General features: G+C 55.0%; 18 protein-coding genes. 13 read left to right on the plus strand and 5 right to left on the minus strand.

From position 1 onward, the window contains the following. The first annotated feature begins 126 nt into the window (after nt 1–126). From J4P41_RS14940 to J4P41_RS14975, 8 genes are all read left to right on the plus strand, one after another. A complete protein-coding gene (locus J4P41_RS14940; protein ID WP_426067737.1) occupies nt 127–465 on the plus strand; it encodes a hypothetical protein in 339 nt (112 codons plus the stop codon). A 2-nt stretch (nt 466–467) separates the two neighbouring features. Continuing rightward, entirely contained in the window at nt 468–1,193 is a 726-nt protein-coding gene (locus J4P41_RS14945) for a hypothetical protein (RefSeq protein ID WP_426067738.1), read from the plus strand. A gap of 12 nt (nt 1,194–1,205) precedes the next feature. Continuing rightward, nucleotides 1,206–5,897, plus strand: coding sequence for a phage tail protein (locus J4P41_RS14950; protein WP_426067739.1), 4,692 nt, complete (start codon nt 1,206–1,208; stop codon nt 5,895–5,897). Then, nucleotides 5,894–7,513 carry a hypothetical protein gene (locus J4P41_RS14955; RefSeq protein ID WP_426067740.1) on the plus strand — a complete coding sequence of 540 codons (1,620 nt, stop codon included), beginning with the start codon at nt 5,894–5,896 and terminating at the stop codon, nt 7,511–7,513. The genes J4P41_RS14950 and J4P41_RS14955 overlap by 4 nt, the downstream gene beginning before the upstream one ends. Nucleotides 7,514–7,516: 3 nt before the next feature. After that, nucleotides 7,517–8,290: a hypothetical protein gene (locus J4P41_RS14960; protein WP_426067741.1), complete on the plus strand. Its 774-nt coding sequence runs from the start codon at nt 7,517–7,519 to the stop codon at nt 8,288–8,290. Between the two features lies 1 nt (nt 8,291). Continuing rightward, on the plus strand, nt 8,292–9,398 hold the full coding sequence (locus tag J4P41_RS14965; RefSeq protein WP_426067742.1) for a hypothetical protein: 1,107 nt from the start codon (nt 8,292–8,294) through the stop codon (nt 9,396–9,398). Continuing rightward, nucleotides 9,399–10,055 carry a hypothetical protein gene (locus J4P41_RS14970; RefSeq protein WP_426067743.1) on the plus strand — a complete coding sequence of 219 codons (657 nt, stop codon included), beginning with the start codon at nt 9,399–9,401 and terminating at the stop codon, nt 10,053–10,055. It begins immediately after the preceding gene. Between the two features lie 67 nt (nt 10,056–10,122). Continuing rightward, nucleotides 10,123–10,461 carry a hypothetical protein gene (locus tag J4P41_RS14975; RefSeq protein ID WP_426067744.1) on the plus strand — a complete coding sequence of 113 codons (339 nt, stop codon included), beginning with the start codon at nt 10,123–10,125 and terminating at the stop codon, nt 10,459–10,461. A 1-nt stretch (nt 10,462) separates the two neighbouring features. On the opposite strand, the gene J4P41_RS14980 is transcribed toward J4P41_RS14975, so the two are convergent. Continuing rightward, complete coding sequence (locus tag J4P41_RS14980) at nt 10,463–11,209, minus strand: hypothetical protein (RefSeq protein WP_426067746.1); 747 nt, start codon at nt 11,207–11,209, stop codon at nt 10,463–10,465. A 58-nt stretch (nt 11,210–11,267) separates the two neighbouring features. On the opposite strand from J4P41_RS14980, the gene J4P41_RS14985 reads away from it, so the two are divergent. The 5 genes from J4P41_RS14985 to J4P41_RS15005 all read left to right on the plus strand — a co-directional run bounded on the left by J4P41_RS14985 (nt 11,268) and on the right by J4P41_RS15005 (nt 13,275). Further along, the gene (locus J4P41_RS14985) at nt 11,268–11,771 is read left to right on the plus strand and encodes a lysozyme (RefSeq protein ID WP_426067747.1); all 504 of its coding nucleotides are present in this window, start codon (nt 11,268–11,270) and stop codon (nt 11,769–11,771) included. Beyond that, nucleotides 11,758–12,084 carry a hypothetical protein gene (locus J4P41_RS14990; protein ID WP_426067748.1) on the plus strand — a complete coding sequence of 109 codons (327 nt, stop codon included), beginning with the start codon at nt 11,758–11,760 and terminating at the stop codon, nt 12,082–12,084. Before J4P41_RS14985 ends, J4P41_RS14990 begins: the two co-directional genes overlap by 14 nt. 132 nt (nt 12,085–12,216) lie before the next feature. Continuing rightward, nucleotides 12,217–12,474 (plus strand): hypothetical protein, encoded by a 258-nt coding sequence (locus tag J4P41_RS14995; protein ID WP_426067749.1) that lies wholly within the window; start codon nt 12,217–12,219, stop codon nt 12,472–12,474. Continuing rightward, complete coding sequence (locus tag J4P41_RS15000) at nt 12,471–12,701, plus strand: hypothetical protein (protein WP_426067750.1); 231 nt, start codon at nt 12,471–12,473, stop codon at nt 12,699–12,701. Before J4P41_RS14995 ends, J4P41_RS15000 begins: the two co-directional genes overlap by 4 nt. Nucleotides 12,702–13,080: 379 nt before the next feature. Further along, nucleotides 13,081–13,275: a hypothetical protein gene (locus J4P41_RS15005; protein ID WP_426067751.1), complete on the plus strand. Its 195-nt coding sequence runs from the start codon at nt 13,081–13,083 to the stop codon at nt 13,273–13,275. Nucleotides 13,276–13,395: 120 nt separating this feature from the next. Here J4P41_RS15005 and J4P41_RS15010 read toward each other — a convergent pair whose 3' ends face one another. The 4 genes from J4P41_RS15010 to J4P41_RS15025 all read right to left on the minus strand — a co-directional run. Further along, on the minus strand, nt 13,396–14,247 hold the full coding sequence (locus J4P41_RS15010) for a restriction endonuclease (RefSeq protein WP_426067753.1): 852 nt from the start codon (nt 14,245–14,247) through the stop codon (nt 13,396–13,398). Nucleotides 14,248–14,393: 146 nt separating this feature from the next. After that, complete coding sequence (locus J4P41_RS15015) at nt 14,394–15,653, minus strand: Y-family DNA polymerase (protein WP_426067754.1); 1,260 nt, start codon at nt 15,651–15,653, stop codon at nt 14,394–14,396. Beyond that, a complete protein-coding gene (locus J4P41_RS15020) occupies nt 15,653–16,030 on the minus strand; it encodes a LexA family protein (protein ID WP_426067755.1) in 378 nt (125 codons plus the stop codon). Before J4P41_RS15020 ends, J4P41_RS15015 begins: the two co-directional genes overlap by 1 nt. Nucleotides 16,031–16,467: 437 nt before the next feature. After that, nucleotides 16,468–16,734: hypothetical protein (locus tag J4P41_RS15025; protein ID WP_426067756.1), on the minus strand; the 267-nt coding region annotated here is incomplete at its 5' end.

Raw genomic sequence — 16,734 nt, forward strand, 5'->3', positions numbered from 1 at the left:
TCCAGCCCTTGTCACGTTGTCCCTGATGGCGGCTGGACGCGTCGGTGCCGAGCGGGAAGAACAGGCCAAGGCTTCTGAGGGAAACTGATTGCCTCACTCCAGTGGGAGATGGAGTGGGGCCAGTTCATGGGAGAGAACGAGGTGCCGGAGATCCGTGAAGCGGCTCTGGAGTGTCGTGTTCTCCCGGATCCCTGGAATGAGGTGCCCTGGCGGGCCTGGCACGATCTCCAGCATGACCGGCCGTGGATTACCGACGGTCTGGGTGCAGGCATGGGGGCGATCCGAATCATCTCCCGTCCCCAGCCCATTGGCTGGGTTGCCGTAGATCGCTGGTGTGATGCCAGCGGCGTGACAGCAGACGAACGCCCGCTTGTGTTCCGCCTGGTCCGGGCGCTGGACGTCGTGTTCCTCACACACCGGAATGCTCAGATCACGCGGGATCTCCAGAACGCTCTGAGGAAATAGCCATGGCCCGTGGTGGCGCAGCGTCATTTGTCGAGCAGATGAGCCGTTTCGTGACGGACGATATTTCCGTCGATGCCGCGCGAAACGGTCTGATCACAGATCTGACTACTGAGCGCGATCGTCTCATCTCCACTGGCGAAGCATCCTCTCACTGGTTTCGATCTGTGAACGGGGTTGAAGGTGCCCCCGAAACTGATCTCCGGGTTGGCGGAAGCATCGTCTACAATTTCGGACTGATCTCTGACGCGGCGTCCTTTGCACTGGATCTTTGCCGGGCCAAATCTCCAGTCGCATCGGGCAGCTATCGCGATGCATGGGTTCTTCTGGTCGGGGATAAGATCTGGACGGGTGATATCGAGGATCTGCCGTTTGATGCAGAAGTGACGATCGTCAATCCCGCGCCTTACGCCCGGAAAATCGACGTTGGTGCGATGCCGAAAATGTCCGTTTCTCCGGGCATTGTCGAAGCCGTGCGACAGGCTGTTTATCGCAAATATCCGGGCATCACAGTCTGGCGGAAATTCATCAATCTGAGTGGATCTGTCGGGGGCTTCAAAGCGCCGTACATTCTGAAAGATGGTGCAGCCCGCCGTCTTGCAAAACACGACATGCGCTCATCTGCCTTTCGTCGCGGTCAGGCCTATCTGGCGAGACGAAAAGATCTCGCTCCTGGACAGCCCATCACCTATCCCGCGCTCGTCATGAGCGATCCCGATTATTCCGGCTAGGATTTGTAAGCCATGGCGACACGCGTCTCGACACTGATTGCGACCCTTGAGAACCGGTATTCTCAGGAAGCCGCCCGGATTGCCCAGAGTTCGCGTGACATGGGTGCTTCGGTCGACAGCGCCTCGAAAAGCGTCGATGCGCAAAACGAGACCCTGCGGACATTCACGCAGACCAATGCGCAGTTCGTCAAAGTGACGAATGGGGTTGAGCAGGCAGTCAATCGAACCGAAACGGCTTTCTCGCGGCTTGAGCAACGGCTTGAAAGCGCTCGCGATAGGCTAGAGAAAGGCACGATAAGTCAGGAGCAGTATAACGATATTGTCTCGACCCAGGTTGGGATTTACGAAAGAGTTGAGAAAAGCTCCGCCAAGGCGGTCGAGACCATTCGTGAGCGAAGCAAGGCGCTGGCCGAAGATGCCAAGGCTTCGACAGATGCTAATAAAGCCATTGAGGACACGACCAGCAAGGTCAAGCTGTCTGGCTATCAGTTCGGCATCGTTGCTGATGAAGCACATAAATTCTTTGACCAAGTGATGTCTGGCGGATCCGCCATGAAGGCGGCCTTCTATCAGGTGCCGAACATGATTCAGGTCATGGGAGGTCTTGGGAACGCCGTGAAACTCGTTGGCGGCGGTCTGACGGTTGGACTGGCAGCGGGCGCCATCACAGCTACGGCTGCCATCTACGAAATGGCGTCATCGGCTGAAGAGGAACAGTCGCGACTGGCCAAGCTCTCCACGCAGTTGAAGGCGACCCGGGAAGATGCCCTGCATATGGCGGGTGCTATCACCTCGGCTTCGGAAAGCCTGAAGGGCATGCCGGGTTGGGATGAGACATCCGCCCGATCGGCTGCCACGGCGATTGGTAGCACCTATAATTTCACGGGCTCCAGCACAGATATTTCTACTCTGTCGGGGATCGCACGGGATGCAGGAAGCATTTTTGGCAGCCTGGAGGATGGCCTCAAGGCCGTGCAGACCGCCATGGTCGACCCGACGGCCGAAATCGAGGCGCTTTACAAGCAGCATCTTCCAGGCGTGGATGCTGCTCTGGTCGAACAGGTCAAGAACCTTCAGGCCAGCGGCGAGCAGGGCGAGGCCTATGCGCTCGTCATTGGCAAAATCAGGGATGCGTCCAAGGATGCCTATGATCAGGGCCTGACGCCGTTCCAGCGTTCTCTTGAGGATCTGGAAAAAACAGCCTCTCCGGTGACAAAGGCGATCGGGGATCTGGTCACAGGCATGGGCGCGCGTCTGCTGGAATGGCTGACGGATCTGATCAAGCTGATCCCAACGACTGGCAAGGTCAGCACGGACGGTCTGGCTGGAAGCACGGTGCTCGATAACTATGCCGGTGGGAATCATCACTACGGTCTTGGACAGGTCGATCCCCGCTATGCTTCCGGCTACGACATCAGCACGCCACAGGGGAACATTGACGCAGCAATCAAGATCTTCCAGCAGGCCAATGCGCGTGCCGGCGGAAACTGGGACAACACGCTGGCCTATTACAGCGGAAACCGAGTCGGCAGTTCAGGCCAGAAATCCTACAATTCCGCTGTTTATGGCTACGACATCAACACTCTGCCGTCTGACACGTCCAGCCTGATCGATACTGAAGCATCAAGGCTCGGGTTATCGTCTCGCCTGGTCAATCTCTTCAAGGGCGTGATCGGGCATGAAAGTGGCGGCCATCAGTATGTGGATCACACGGGCAGCACTTCCGGATCCGTGGCTGCGATCCAGCACGCAACGTCAGCTGGCGTCATCGACAACACACGCTCCCTCACTGGTGGAGCAGCAGATGCGGCGGGTGGTTATTCTGCCAGTAGCTGGTCAGAACAGCGGGCTGGGATTGAAGCCTACATTGCGTCTCAACAGAAACTTCTGGCGACACAGGATATTGGCTCTCAGAAGTGGAAGGAAACGCAGGAAAGCATCACGTCTGCCAGGGTTGCTCTGGCCAATACCCTTAGTCCGCAGGAGAAAATCACTCAGGGACTAACGGACAGCCTGGAACCGCTCAAATCCCAGACTGGCTACTGGCGAAGCATGGCCGAAGTTGTGGCGCAGTTCGACCAGACCACGCGCGGAACCGGTACAGACCAGCAGGCTCTGACGGCGGCGATGGCGGCTAAGCAGCAGCAGCTGGCGTCGGCCTATGATGACGGCACGGTTTCCGCTGAACGGCAGGCCCGATCACAGCAGGCCATTGCCGATGCTGCTGGCGGATCTGCTGTGGCACTTCAGCATGCCACGAACTATCAGCAGGCCTACACGGAAGCCCTGAATGATTTCGATGAGGGGTCTCCCAAGTTTCTGGCAGCAGTCCAGAAACGCACGGCGGCGCTTGATGAGTCGGCTGCGGCCCAACTCAAGGCACAGCAGGTTCAGCAGAATGCTGGGCTGTCTGACAATCTCGAAATGATTGCAGCCCAGACGGCCTCGATTGGTCAAAACGCACAGGCCCGTCAGGTCAACCTGACAGTCATGCAGGCTGAACTGGAGATGCACCGGAAGTATGGGGAAGTCCTTCCGCCGGAGGCTCAGGACTACATCACTCTGACAGGAAAGGTGGCTGAAGCAACGGCGGAATACCAGCATCAGCAAGACGCGCTGAATGAGTTGACCTCTGACATTTCGTCCATGGCCGATACGCTCTCGAATGACTTTACCCAAGCATTCGTTAATGCGGCCAATGGGGGTGTGACCTTTAAGTCGGCCATGCAGGGGATAGAAAGCCAGATCGTCTCGATGATCGCCAAGCTGGCACTGATCAACCCATTGCTGAATGCAATTGATGGTCAGAGCCGCAATACACTGAGTGATATCGGTGGGCTGCTCTCTGGCGGATCTTCTTCGAGTATCTTTGGAAGCGGCTCTGTTGGCAGCGATCCTTTCGGGGGCGCTGGTACAAGTATTGAGGCTTTTTCTTCTGGTGGAAGTTCAGCTACCAGTTCACTTGGCGGAACCTCGTGGCTGTCCTCAGGCCTGAAAACCAATCTGTTCGGGACGGCTACGGTAGGGAACCTGCTGGGCGGTATCGGCGGGGGCTTTGGTCTGGGGTCGGCGCTATCCTCCATTGGTGGCGGCACAAACGGGACGCTGGGTAGTGGCGTCGGCTCTGTTGCCGGCTCCATTGCGGGTTCCTTCATTGGTCCGATCGGTACAATGCTGGGCGGCGTCATTGGCGGTGGTCTGGGTGGTCTTCTTGGAGGCCTCTTCGGGCACAAGAAAAACCCGTACACGATCGACCAGGTGCAGACGATCGATGGCCAGCTGTCTCTGGGCCAGACCTGGAACCAGGCACAGACGGACACGATCACGGCCCAGCTGAAGACAGATATTTCCTCGATCAACAGCGTGCTGTCTGCGACTGGAGCTGACATCGGCGGTGGCTACCTGGGCACGGTCCGCAACGACAAAAACAACAAAAACGCGGCGATGCGGTCCGTTTCCCTGACGGATCTTCTGAAAAGCTCCACGCTGACCAGCTCTGATGCCACGTTCAGTCAGGCGCTGTCTCAGGGGATGCCGACCGATATCACGGACGTTTCCACCTACACGGCGGCAATCCAGAGCCTGAAAACAATGGCATCGACGGTTGACCAGCTTGGCGTCTCGGTCTCGAAATTCAACTCGGACGGTACCGTCACGATCCAGAATTTCACCGAAGCGACCGGGGATCTGAAAACGGCGCTCGATACGGCGCTGGACGGCAAATCGCTGTCCACGTCCGACCTCCAGACGCAGATCTCCACGATCAGCACGTTCGTCAACACGACGATGCCCAGCCTGCTGTCTGCTACGGTTTCAGGGCAGCAATCCTGGGTGGATCAGATGGCCACGCTGAAACAGACCTATGACGCTGCGGCGTCTCAGGCGTCGGCCTATGGGCTGGATGGGTCTTCCATCACGTCCAAGTATCAGTCTCTATATGCGCAGGGTTATGCCAACAACATGACCACGCTCAATCAGTCTGATGCGGGTGTCCGGGCGCGCTACCTGACAGCTTCGGGCGATGATGAGGGCGCAGCGCTCCTGAATTTCGACACCAGTGCCGATCAGCAGCGCCAGTCCCTGAAAGACACATGGCGGTCCTTTCTGGGCGATGCGTATTCGTCCCAGCAGGCCTACGTGGATCAGTCGGCCGATCTGGAAAAAACACTGGCGGCCGAACGCCTCCAGATCCAGCAGCAGTACAATGGCACGTCCGTGGCACAGCTGAAGCAGTATCAGGACCAGGCGCAGCAGTCTGTCACGTCGGTATTTTCCAGCCTGACGGATTATGCGCGGGGGCTGAATACGTCTGACGCGTCGCCCCTGTCTGCCCAGGCGCAGTACCAGAGCGCCAATGACAACCTGATGAACGATTATCAGGCGGCCATGGGCGGGGATTACGATGCCCTGTCGCGGATCCAGTCCGATGCCAGCACCTTCCTGTCCACGTCCAAGACGTGGCAGGGCTCCGGCACCGGATACAGCACGGACTTCACGCAGGTTTCGAATATCCTCAAAGCGCTTGGTCAGTCGGACAGTGACAAGATCACGGCGGCCCTGGTCCAGAAACTCTCTCAGCAGACCAATGACCTCCTGAAAGGCATGAAGGACCAAATGGCTGAACTGGTGAAGGTTGCCACGGCAACGCAGAAGACAGCGCAGCTTCAGGCCGTCACCGACGCCACACGGCCGAGGGCGGCATGAGGTTTCGCACGGTTGAAATGGACATCGTTCTGCCGGCCGTCACGCAGCCGGCGGCGATACCGGGGTGGGGCAATGTCCCGTGGGGCGCTTTGACGCAGTATCCGGACAATCCGGAATCCGTCGAAACCCTGCGGTTCTCGGATGCGGGGTATGTGGATGAGAACCATATCCCCTATCCGCCCTACGTTACCCAGGCGCTGGATCTGTCACGGTCCCTGACCCTGTCAGCCGATGCCCTGGGCGGGTCGTTCTCGATCGGAATCCTGACGCTGGCCAATCCGGACGGCGTACTGGATGGCCTGCTGCAAAGCCGTGTGAATGACCACCTTCCCGTCAAACTTCGGGAGGGTGAACGTCTCTGGGATACGGCACGGCAGATCTGGACGGATCCGGCCTCTGGCTCCCTTCGTCCTGTATTCGCAGGCCTGGGGAAAAACTGGCAGCCGGGTCTGAACAGCGTCTCCATTACGCTGCTCGATGCTACCTACTGGCTGGACGGAACCGTTCCTGTCTCGGTTTATGGGGGCACCGGGCGTCTGGATGGAGACAGCAACGTCGTCGGCCGGGACATCCCACGACTGCGGGGTACGGTCTGCAACGTCACGCCTGTTCTGATCGACAGCAGCAATTACGTCTATCAGCTGTCAGACGGGCCGGCGGATGTGGTGGCGCTGTATGAGGGTGGTTATGCCAGCATCGCTTCTGGCGGTGCCGTCACCGACCTTTACGCCACGTCTCCGGATCCGGGCACTTACACCGTTCTGTCCAGCAGTGCGGGCACCTGGATCCGGCTGGGCACCAAGCCCGTCTATGGAATCACCGTCGATGCGGTGGGACGCTTCCGATCGGGGGCGGCTCCTGCCAACGTCCTGGACGTTCTGCGACAGTTCCTGATTGAAGATATGGTGATGCCCTCTGCCTATATCGATGCGGCCTGGACTGCGACGTCCAGTCTGGCACCGTATGCGGGCGGATGGTTCTGGGACGGGTCCAGCAGTGTGACAGGCCGTCAGGCGGTCAGCACGCTGCTGTCGGGTCTGGGCATTTCCCTGGTCCCGACCCGGACAGGCACGTTGCGGCCGATCCGGTTGCAGGATCCTGCCGATGCGGGGGCTCCGGTCCTCACCCTGACCACGGACGTGATCAGCGCGATTTCGCCCGTGGCCCTGGACAGTTCTCTGGATCCGCCCACCTGGCGCTGGCGGATTGGCTGGCAGCATAACTTCACGGTCCAGACGTCCGGATCCGGTCTGCACCCGCAGGCCTCGGCGGATCGCCAGTCCCTGATTGCCGAAAGCGACCGGGGCGCTGTGTGGTTTGATACGATCGTCAAATCTCAGTGGCGCGTTCCAAACGATCCCGCGCTGATCTCCACGGCCCTGGCCAATCAGGCGGATGCCGTGGGGATTGCGCACTGGCACGGATCGGTCTGGGGCAAGCGCCGCCATCTCTGGGCGGTGGATGTGCCGCAATCCGTGGCTCTGGCCGTGGATCTCGGGGATCCGGTGTCGCTTCAGGCGCCTGTGCCGGGTGCGAAATCCGCCATTCCGGGGATTGTGGTCAGCGAACACGTCACCAGCTCCGGCAATACGACAACCCTCACAATACTGGTCTGAGTTATGCAAAACTGCGGCATTGGCTGGCAGAATGTGCTGCTGCCGGCTGCATTGTCCGGCAATGGCGTTTCTGGCCTGCCCGTCACCAACCTGCAAAACCAGCAGGGCGCGGCAAGCCTCGCCTGGCGCGTGGCTGCCGGGGGCACCGGATGGAGTGCTGACGTCAAGGCAGCCCTTGGCTCCGTTCAGTCGATCCGGGCGATCAGTCTGCACCGGACCAACCTGACGACAGCGGCGACCTGGCGCATCCAGGTCTGGAACGGTACGGCCGTGACATTCGACTGGCACGCATCTACCAACGTCCAGAATGGGCAGTGCGTACAGATTTTGAGCAAGCCTGTGTTGGGTGATTCTCTTGAAATCACGGTCTGGGATGCGGGCAATCCGGACGGCTTCATTTCGATCCCGCTGGCCTATGCCGGGCCGCTCTGGCAGCCCGTGCGAAACTATTCGTCCGAAAGCACAGAAAGCCTGACGGTGGGGCAGCAAAGCACCACGACGCTGTCAGGTGGCGAGTTCGTGGATGCGCGGTACGTCCAGCGTGGCCTGTCGATCGCGCATCAGTCCTACGGCGATGCGGATGCGGTCGTGTTGCGCCAGATCCAGCGTGTCGCCGCCACGGGCCAGAATATCCTGTTCGTGCCGGATCCGTCTGTCGGTGCGCCCGCGCTGGCCCAGACGGCGCTGTTCGGGCGTCTGTCAGGCGGTGATCTCTCCAACCCCTTCGGGCCAGCCGACCGGCACTCTCAAACTCTCACACTGACGGAAAGGCTCTGACGTGGCAGCACCGCTTCTTCTTGATCTGGTCCTGGAGACAGCCACCAATCCGGGTACGGGGTCGTTCACGCTCAACGGTTCCGTCCAGGACCGACGCTCTTTTGCCTCAGCGGCTCCGGGTGGTGGACAGGTGTTCTATTTTGCCGACGATGGCACGCAGGCTGAATGGGGTGTTGGCGTCCTGACGGTGGGGACGCCGAATACCCTCAGCCGGCAAACCGTGACGGGGACGACGCAGAATACAGCGCAGGCGCTGAATTTTACCGGGACCGTCCGGGTCTATTCCTGGGTGTCGGCGTCCTACACGCCTGTCCTCGACGGGAATGGGTCTCTGGCGCTGCGGGGTGATCTCTCGGCGCAGAACGGAACACTGAAAACGCTGACGGTGACAGCCACCTGCACCGTGCCGGGTGTCACCGACTGGGGGTCGCATCAGGCCGCGTCGGCTCTCGACGTTCAGAACCGCTTCATCAATCGGGACGTGGGCGGCGGAAACCTGCCGGTCCTGAATATTCAGCTGGTCAATGCGCCTACGGCAGACAATTCCCTGGCGTATTTCCAGTTTCTGACGAGCTGGGGGGCACTCGCGGTCCCCACAAATGGGAACGTCTCCTATCAGATCCGCAGCTATGCGCAGCCTATTGGGGACTATGCGACCAATGGCAGCCTCAACACGGCCGTTGGCAATCTGAACGCCTCAATTGCCACGAAACAACCCGTCGGCACCTACGTCACGACGCAGACGGCAACCTCCGGATCCAGCGGGGATCTGAAGATCGAAGCTGCCAATTTCAGCAACAGTGTCAATGCGCCGTATCTGAGTGGCTACAAACCTGACGGATCTCTCACGGCGTATATCCTGGCGCAGCTGGGCGATCTGCCACTTGATCGAACGAAGAAGATCCATGTTTTTCAGGTCACGGCCCGCGATAAAGACCGGGTCACATTCCCCACGGCGTTTGGGGGGAACCCTGACGGGATCGCGTTAACGGGAATGGTGAACAAAATTTACCATTATAATTCGTATGATAGCGGCGGATTTTCCATGGGCGTGTCGGACTCTGGCGACCCCCAGAGCGTTACAGTCATCGCAATAGGACCGAAATAAATGACGACAGCACTCGATGCGATCAAGGCCGCTTACCCGGATCGTTATTATGCGACGACGGACGGAACAGTGGTTACGGGCGTTCTGGACGTCTGGGCTGGTACGACGAATAACGCTCAGGAACAGATCAATGTTCTGGCGTTACCTGCTGTCTCGGATCTGATTGTCCTGACGTCCGATCAGTTTGCTGAGTCCGTCAACGCCACGAATATTCCGGTCGCTGACGGTGCCCTGGTCTATTCCAGGCGCTACGCAGCGGAATTCGATCACACGGCTGCGCAACCGACAGGCGTGTTGAGCTGGTTCGATCTCTGGGCACTCGGATCTCACAAAAATCTCCCGGATCAGGCTGATCTCCTGCTGCTGACGGCTGCTGACTGGCAGGCTCTGGGCGGCGATTATGCCTACAAGGGTGGGAAAGGCGTTCAGGACGGGAAGCTGGTGGATTACACCCCGCCGCCTGTCCCCGTGCCGCTGTCTGACCAGGCAAAATCCGAACAGGCCTGGATCCAGTACCAGGTCAATCTGGCCGCGGCGATGGGCGAAGCCTTCACGGATCCGATGAAGGCCTATGTGAAGGCGATCGCGGCCATTGCGGATGGCACGGACACGACCAGCACGGCTTTGCCGGCGCGGCCTGACCCGATCATGGCCTGATCTCCGGTCTTTCTTTTCTGACGTTCTCTGACAGCTGCCTGAGGGTGGCTTTTTTTATGGAAAAATCATGCCTGATACACAGACCTCCGCTCCGACCTTCTCTGCACCTACAGGCAAGGATGAGGTGATCCGGGTTCTGGAAGACCGGGTGCTCAAGCTAGAAACTCTTGTCTCGGCGCTCGGCGACAATCAGTCTGATCTACGGGCAGAGATGCGCTCTGAGATTGCGTCCCTGCGCACCCAGATCAGCGATCTGAAGGAAGACTTGGAAGACGGCATCAAAGCGCTCGGATCCAAGGTTGATCGCGTCATGGGTGGCAAGGCCGTAGTCACGGCGCTTGTCACCCTGGCGACGTCAATTCTTGGGTCGGGAGTTGTTCATTTGGTAGTGTCTATTGGGAAGTAACTCAGTAGTCAGGCTGAATATATTCACGACGGAATTCCATTTTTTGAAGCTCCCTGAGAACTTCATCATTATCTTTTTTAAGTTCTTCGATCCTTTCCAAAGAAACCTTCGGTATAAATCCACCAAATCTTTCTCTGATATTAAGTATCATTTCAGACGCGAAAATTCCGGATTTGGCTATAATCCAGAGATTTTTCTTAATTGCTTTTTTGTCATCTAAATCAAAAAAAGGAGTATAAATAAAATCATTTGATAATTGCAGCGTATTATCACTGTTTAATATATTTGAATGAGCATGGTTTTCATTTATTTCATCCTTAAGATCTTTTATGAATTTAGAATATTCTGGATATTCTGATTCTATCCATCTATAGCATTTTATAGATGACTTTTTTGAATCTACTACCTTTCTTTTTTCGAAGTCAAAATAATTATCATAATCATTACTAGATAAAATATACAGAGAATTTGAAAGAGATTCTAAAAAATAACGTAAATTCTGCATGGATTGGACACTATGTAGTCTAACCGCCGAAAACATAGCTAGAGAATGATATTTCTTAAGCTGAGAATAAAAAGTAAAAAATAAATGTAATGATTTTGTTGGTACATAGACAAGATCAGACAGTGCTATTGTAGAATTATAGCAGTTTATAAATGAATTTCCGTAATCCTCTTCTGCAGAAAGAATTTTTTCATGCTCCATCTCTGAATAGCGAAACAAATCCAGATATTTAGAGGAGGTCATACTGTTTCTTTCTAGATATTTTTTTGAATACCTACTTGGACTGTAATGGAAAAATCCCATGAATGAAACTGCCGTCGTGCAGGCCACGACGCTTTTGAAAAGACCCGGTTTCGAAGGATTCCGGTCGAAGCCCTATATCTGCCCTGCTGGATACTGGACGATCGGTTACGGCAGCCGCTGGCTAAAGGACGGCAAGCCCGTCACGGCCAAAACGCCGCCTATCAGCGAGGCGGATGCTGCCAGCCTGCTGCTGCAATCTGTCATGGCTCTGGACATTGCTCTGTCCCGCCTGGTCAAGGTTGCGCTTTCTGATGTCCAGCGGGCCGCTCTTCTGTCCTGGCAGTACAATGTCGGCACACCGGCCGTGGAAAGCTCCACACTGCTGCGCAAGCTCAATGCCGGCTGTTACGTCGGTGCGGCCAATGAGCTGACACGCTGGAACAAGGCGACCGTGAAAGGCCACTTGGTCGAACTGACTGGCCTGACCAATCGCCGCGCCTATGAACGGGACGTGTTCCTGGGCAAGCGGACAGTCATGGGAGCGAGCCATGCAGTGGTCTGATCTTCTTGGCTTGCTCCCGCCTCAAGTCCTGCTCTGGGGCGGCATCTTTCTTGTTCTGACGTCGATGCTGCTGAATGTCTGCGGCTTTCTGCGGTCCAGGATTGCGCCGCCGGATCCCGGATCGATCTGGGTCAGGCCTTATCAGCTTCTGAGCTTTCTGGCTTTCGAGCAGAAATATGCCGCCGCCATGTACAAGATCGGGCTAACGGCCGTCATGACAACGCGTGCTGAAGCGCCGCTTTTGAAGAAGGCCGGTGCAGACAGCGGCGTGCCGATCCTGGACAGCAAGGGCAAACCCAAAGCCCCCACCTGACTGAACCCGTCCGTCGGACCAGGTTCGATCATCCTCATTCCTCAGATCTCCGAAGGAGGCAGCAATCCTGCTGTCAGACCGTCGGATGCAACGCCGCCCATCGAGGTGGCTTTTTTTATGGAAGAAACAGTTATGGCTTTCAATTCTATCACGGCTCTTCAGGGTCTCGTAAACCAGTCTCTCGGCAAGGCAGACACGCCTACGGTGCAGCAGGGCATCAGTGTCGGTGGCCTCGTGCTTCAGGGCGTTCTGGCCGCCTCAATGTCCAAGCTGGCCGAGCATGTCGATATAACGGCGTTCGATGCTGCTCTGACAAAGACGCTGGAAGGTGCCACGGATCTGGAGCGCGTCATCGCTGCTGGTCCCGTCACTCAGACGCCAGCTCAGTGAATACTGCCAATCTGGCGATTGTCGGCGTCATGGCCCTTGTGGCTGTGGCGTCGGCCTTCGGGCTCTATCGAGCCGGGGGCAAATCGCAGAAAGCCGCTACGGCTGACCAGGACGTGAAAGACGCGCAGGATTCTCTCAATCGAGCCTCCGCTATGGCTCAGGCTGAAACGGATAAGCCAGCAACTGAGAGCGATGTCTTAGCGAGATTAAACAGAGGTGATGCATGAAGTGGGTTGTTCTCGGACTTACCCTGACAAGTTGCACCTCTGTCCGCTATGCGCCCTGTCCTACCCTCGTTTCTTACTCAGGTGCTGACCAAAAAGAATTAGCGAGCGAGATCCGAAACGACCCACACCCACAGGTGGTACGCTGGATAGGAGATTACATCGGACTTCGTGACCAGGTCCGCGCATGTTCTGGTCGGTAAAAGGGAATGGCGAACTGTTTTTGTAGATTTCCAGAGTATCCGGAAAGAAAGTGGAAATATTTTTATTTATAAGTATAATACTAAAGGAGAAAAATCTAACGGCGTATTTAAGGTTAAGAACAATGTCATTTTTGGACGATCTATACGAGAAAGAGATCAGGAGGGCCTTTGAGCGCCATATGCATCGCGAATTGGATGAATGGATAGAAACTCATGTTAAAGAAGGTAAGCAATCGAAGTCAGAGGCTAGAAAGAATGCCTTGCGCCTCGCGAAAAATTTTGAACGACGCGACACGAACGAAGAAATAAAAAGATTAGAAGAGCTTGCAGCTAAATATAAAAAAATCGTTGACTCCCAACATTATAAGAAATGATAGCCTATACGAAATTATACCTGCTGTTCTCATACAATAAATAACACAACCGAACGTTACCTGAGAGAGACCACCATTTATCTGATCCTGAATTACCAAGCGGAAGGTAAGATCAAAAGATCATTTTTTCATAAATTTTATTTCTCCGCTTTTTACATCTTTTATAATAGCTTTTACGAATTTATCAGCCTCTATTTTTATAGGATCCATTTTTGTCACTTTCACAGAATAGTCGCATGTCATTGCCATAATACCGATACTCTCGGTCGCAGTCTTCAAAGTGTGGTTTGGGAAATCAAACCTATGACTTGCAAACTCGATGGCTTTACCATTATGCGGTAATTTTCCACGAAGAGTCTCAAGTGTTTCAATAGGGTTGTTTTGAGGATCAAAAATCAGGGGGTCGTGTGTTCCAATCATGAGAGCAATTTTTTGGGATTGTTGATACCGGTTTTGTGGTGAGTCTGATAGATCCAGACGGAAGTCCAAAATGTTCGGTTCAACAATATTGATCTGACAATTTATTTCCCGTATGCGTCCTTTCCAGTCTGCAGCTTCAGATTCCTGCCTGATCTCTTTCAGATTTATACCGTAATGACTTGCATATCTTTGGGCACCCGATTGATAACCCAATTTTGTTGCAAAAATTCCCTGTAAATTAGGAATATCAATAAGAACGCCATAAAAATCTCTGATACGACCTATTGAAACCCTTGAATCGTAACTTTTACACTCAATCGCTACTTTGTGGGTACAGCCAGCTATTTTAAACTCCCAAAACACATCGATTTGGTGTTCGCAGCCAGATTTTCCTATAAGCTTGATATTATGGTTTACGACCGCATTGTCGATACCATCAGCGGCGAGTAATGCCTCATAGACCGCTTTGACGAAGAGTTCATAATCTGTGCCTTTGGCTACTGAGCTCTGTTCTATTTCGGTGCTTCCGTCTGGCAGTCTGTTTTCAGGCATATCGATCCCGCTTAAAATGGTGTTTTATAAATGTAGATCGCATCCATTTTCCATAATTAAAAGGTGGATAATGTGTTTTTATTTCATATGATATGCATTGAATATTATGACTGGCCGCTTTGTAGGCGTGAGCAGACATTACTTATTCACCAACTACGCGCCCTTGCAATTTCAGCGAGACGGGTTGTGTAGCGAGCAGACAGCAATGACGCCCTGGGACGCCAGGTCCGACTCAGTCCCGTGGAACACGGGCGAATGATGCCATATCCAAACCGCGCATTGATCGCGTCCATGGCAGCCATGGCGGCGGCTGAGACCTTTGGCTCTCGCATTGAAAAAAGCTGAGACTGCTGACCGGCCGGTCGAAGGTCTGTCAGGATCACTCCTGCTTTGAAATAGCGATATGATGGAAGCCAGATAGCTTCTGCAAGCTGCGTAGCGTGCTCGATCAAATCGCGTGTGTCAGACGTGGGCTCGATTCCTGCACCAACATATTTGGCGTACCAAGGATCTCCATTGTGAGGATTGGTCTGGATAAGAACGGACAGATGTGCTGCTTCCAAATGCTCCGCACGCAGCTTTTCTGCTGCTCTGGCAGCATAATGAGCAACAGCTTCACGGATCTCGGACCAGTCCGTCAGAAGACGTCCAAAGGTTCGTGTCGAGGCAATGCTCTTGCGGGTAGGCGAAACGTCTGTCAGTGCAAGACAGGATTGGCCTCGCAGTTCAGCTTGGACACGAGCCCCTACGACGGTCAGTGCGCTGCGAATGGTTTTCGGATCCAGTGACACAAAGTCTGCCACCGTCTCAACATCCATGGCCTGCAATTTCTTCACAGTTTGCCGTCCGATTCCCCAGACTTCCTCAATGCTCGTGACAGCGTACCATTCGGCCCGGACAAGCGGGTCTGTTAGATCGCACAATCCGTCGAGACGGGCATGATCCTTGGCCAAACCATTTGCCAGCTTGGCAATTGTTTTTGTTGGTCCCCAGCCGATGCAGGCCGGAATCTTCGCCTCTTGCCAGACAGCCGCCCGGAGATCCTTGCAGCGTTGATAAAGATTGCCTGGTAGGCTTGTCAGATCGAGAAACATTTCATCGATCGAATAGGGTTCGACTGCAGGAACGCGTACCTGAAGAACCTCATACATCCGGCGGGACATATCGGCATACAGGGCATAATTGGACGAGTACCAGACAACCGGCCGAGCTTCAGGGCGTTTGCGGGCAAAGTGCCATGGATCGCCCATCTTGATGCCGAGTGCCTTTGCCTCCCGCGTGCGGGCAATCGCACATCCGTCATTGTTCGAGAGAACCACGACCGGCTTACGCTTCAGGCGCGGCTCAAAAGCACGCTGGCATGAACAATAGAACGAATTGCCGTCAATAAGGCCGAAGACAGGCATCAGACGTCTGTCCGGACTAGGCCAGTTGCCACACCCCAGATTGAGACGTCAGTGTCATCGTCGACCTGGACGGGTTTAGTGGATCCTGATGGGCGAAGCCACCAGCCATCGGGACGCTGTGTCAGTTCGCAGACGCGCAACTCATCTCCGACGCTGGCTATCACGACGACACCTGCCCGTGGGGCTAAAGCAGAATCGACCACCAGAATGTCGCCATGCTTGATTCCTCGTCCGACCAAGGCGTCCCCTTCGACGCGGACGGGATAGCGGCTTGGCTGACGCAGATCCAGAACAGCCGTCATCAGATCGATGGTGCCCTCGATATTGTCAGCCGCTGGTGATGCGAAACCCGTCGTGCGGTCGCCTTGATACGCCATGTTCTCCTCCTGCTATGCGAGAACAGAAAGAGAACAAAATAGGCCGCGTCAAATGAAATTTGAAACGTTTTTATCTAAGGTAAAGATTTCAGATGCTTAGAAACTCGTCGTGCTAAAGCGGGAATAGCTTTCTGTGCCAGTGGCACAGGAAACTATCATCATGCATCGACCAAACCGGGATTTTTGGGCGCTACCCCCATCAGAAAATGGCTGTTTTTCCTATGGAACACATTTTTGGTAAGGGAGAGGTCGCGAGTTCAATCCTCGCCAGCAGCACCATTTTTCCTTGTTTTTCAGAGACTTAAGATTTTGAAGAGTCTCACTTCCCACTAGCTTAGTGCTAGCATAGGGGCAGAAAACAAGGCTTTTGCGCGTGGATAAGCATAGTTCTAGCGTAGTTTCCGCACCATATAATGTGTTCAAACAGACCGGCTCTGCTAACTGGTCAGTTCGTTTTTCGATTCCCGGACAGGGACAAATCCGAAAATCTTTAGGAACAAGAGACCGTCAGGAAGCGGAAAAGCTTGCTCAGAGATTCTATTACGAATCCCTCCTGAAAGCTGAGAGCGGTCTGAACGTGGAGGGTTCGAAAAACCTTCTGGATTTGAGGGTTCCTCTGTGATTCCATCTCTCCTGCGTTGATTGGGGATGATGGCAGATGAAGCAGCCTGGTTTCTTTGATGTTGAAGAGCGGCTGGCCCGGT

Origin of the sequence: Gluconobacter sp. NFX36, from assembly GCF_049887835.1 — a bacterium.
Taxonomy (GTDB): Bacteria; Pseudomonadota; Alphaproteobacteria; order Acetobacterales; family Acetobacteraceae; genus Gluconobacter; species Gluconobacter japonicus_A.

What these genes read in the sequence shown, in the direction of transcription:
- J4P41_RS14970 (WP_426067743.1), top strand. Translation starts at nt 9,399, where the DNA reads ATGACGACAGCACTCGATGCGATCAAGGCCGCTTACCCGGATCGTTAT.
- J4P41_RS15005 (WP_426067751.1), top strand. Translation starts at nt 13,081, where the DNA reads ATGCATCGCGAATTGGATGAATGGATAGAAACTCATGTTAAAGAAGGT.
- J4P41_RS14995 (WP_426067749.1), top strand. Translation starts at nt 12,217, where the DNA reads ATGGCTTTCAATTCTATCACGGCTCTTCAGGGTCTCGTAAACCAGTCT.
- J4P41_RS14990 (WP_426067748.1), top strand. Translation starts at nt 11,758, where the DNA reads ATGCAGTGGTCTGATCTTCTTGGCTTGCTCCCGCCTCAAGTCCTGCTC.
- J4P41_RS14980 (WP_426067746.1), bottom strand. Translation starts at nt 11,209, where the DNA reads ATGACCTCCTCTAAATATCTGGATTTGTTTCGCTATTCAGAGATGGAG.
- J4P41_RS15010 (WP_426067753.1), bottom strand. Translation starts at nt 14,247, where the DNA reads ATGCCTGAAAACAGACTGCCAGACGGAAGCACCGAAATAGAACAGAGC.
- J4P41_RS14945 (WP_426067738.1), top strand. Translation starts at nt 468, where the DNA reads ATGGCCCGTGGTGGCGCAGCGTCATTTGTCGAGCAGATGAGCCGTTTC.
- J4P41_RS15020 (WP_426067755.1), bottom strand. Translation starts at nt 16,030, where the DNA reads ATGGCGTATCAAGGCGACCGCACGACGGGTTTCGCATCACCAGCGGCT.
- J4P41_RS15015 (WP_426067754.1), bottom strand. Translation starts at nt 15,653, where the DNA reads ATGCCTGTCTTCGGCCTTATTGACGGCAATTCGTTCTATTGTTCATGC.
- J4P41_RS14950 (WP_426067739.1), top strand. Translation starts at nt 1,206, where the DNA reads ATGGCGACACGCGTCTCGACACTGATTGCGACCCTTGAGAACCGGTAT.
- J4P41_RS14960 (WP_426067741.1), top strand. Translation starts at nt 7,517, where the DNA reads ATGCAAAACTGCGGCATTGGCTGGCAGAATGTGCTGCTGCCGGCTGCA.
- J4P41_RS14940 (WP_426067737.1), top strand. Translation starts at nt 127, where the DNA reads ATGGGAGAGAACGAGGTGCCGGAGATCCGTGAAGCGGCTCTGGAGTGT.
- J4P41_RS14985 (WP_426067747.1), top strand. Translation starts at nt 11,268, where the DNA reads ATGAATGAAACTGCCGTCGTGCAGGCCACGACGCTTTTGAAAAGACCC.
- J4P41_RS14955 (WP_426067740.1), top strand. Translation starts at nt 5,894, where the DNA reads ATGAGGTTTCGCACGGTTGAAATGGACATCGTTCTGCCGGCCGTCACG.
- J4P41_RS14975 (WP_426067744.1), top strand. Translation starts at nt 10,123, where the DNA reads ATGCCTGATACACAGACCTCCGCTCCGACCTTCTCTGCACCTACAGGC.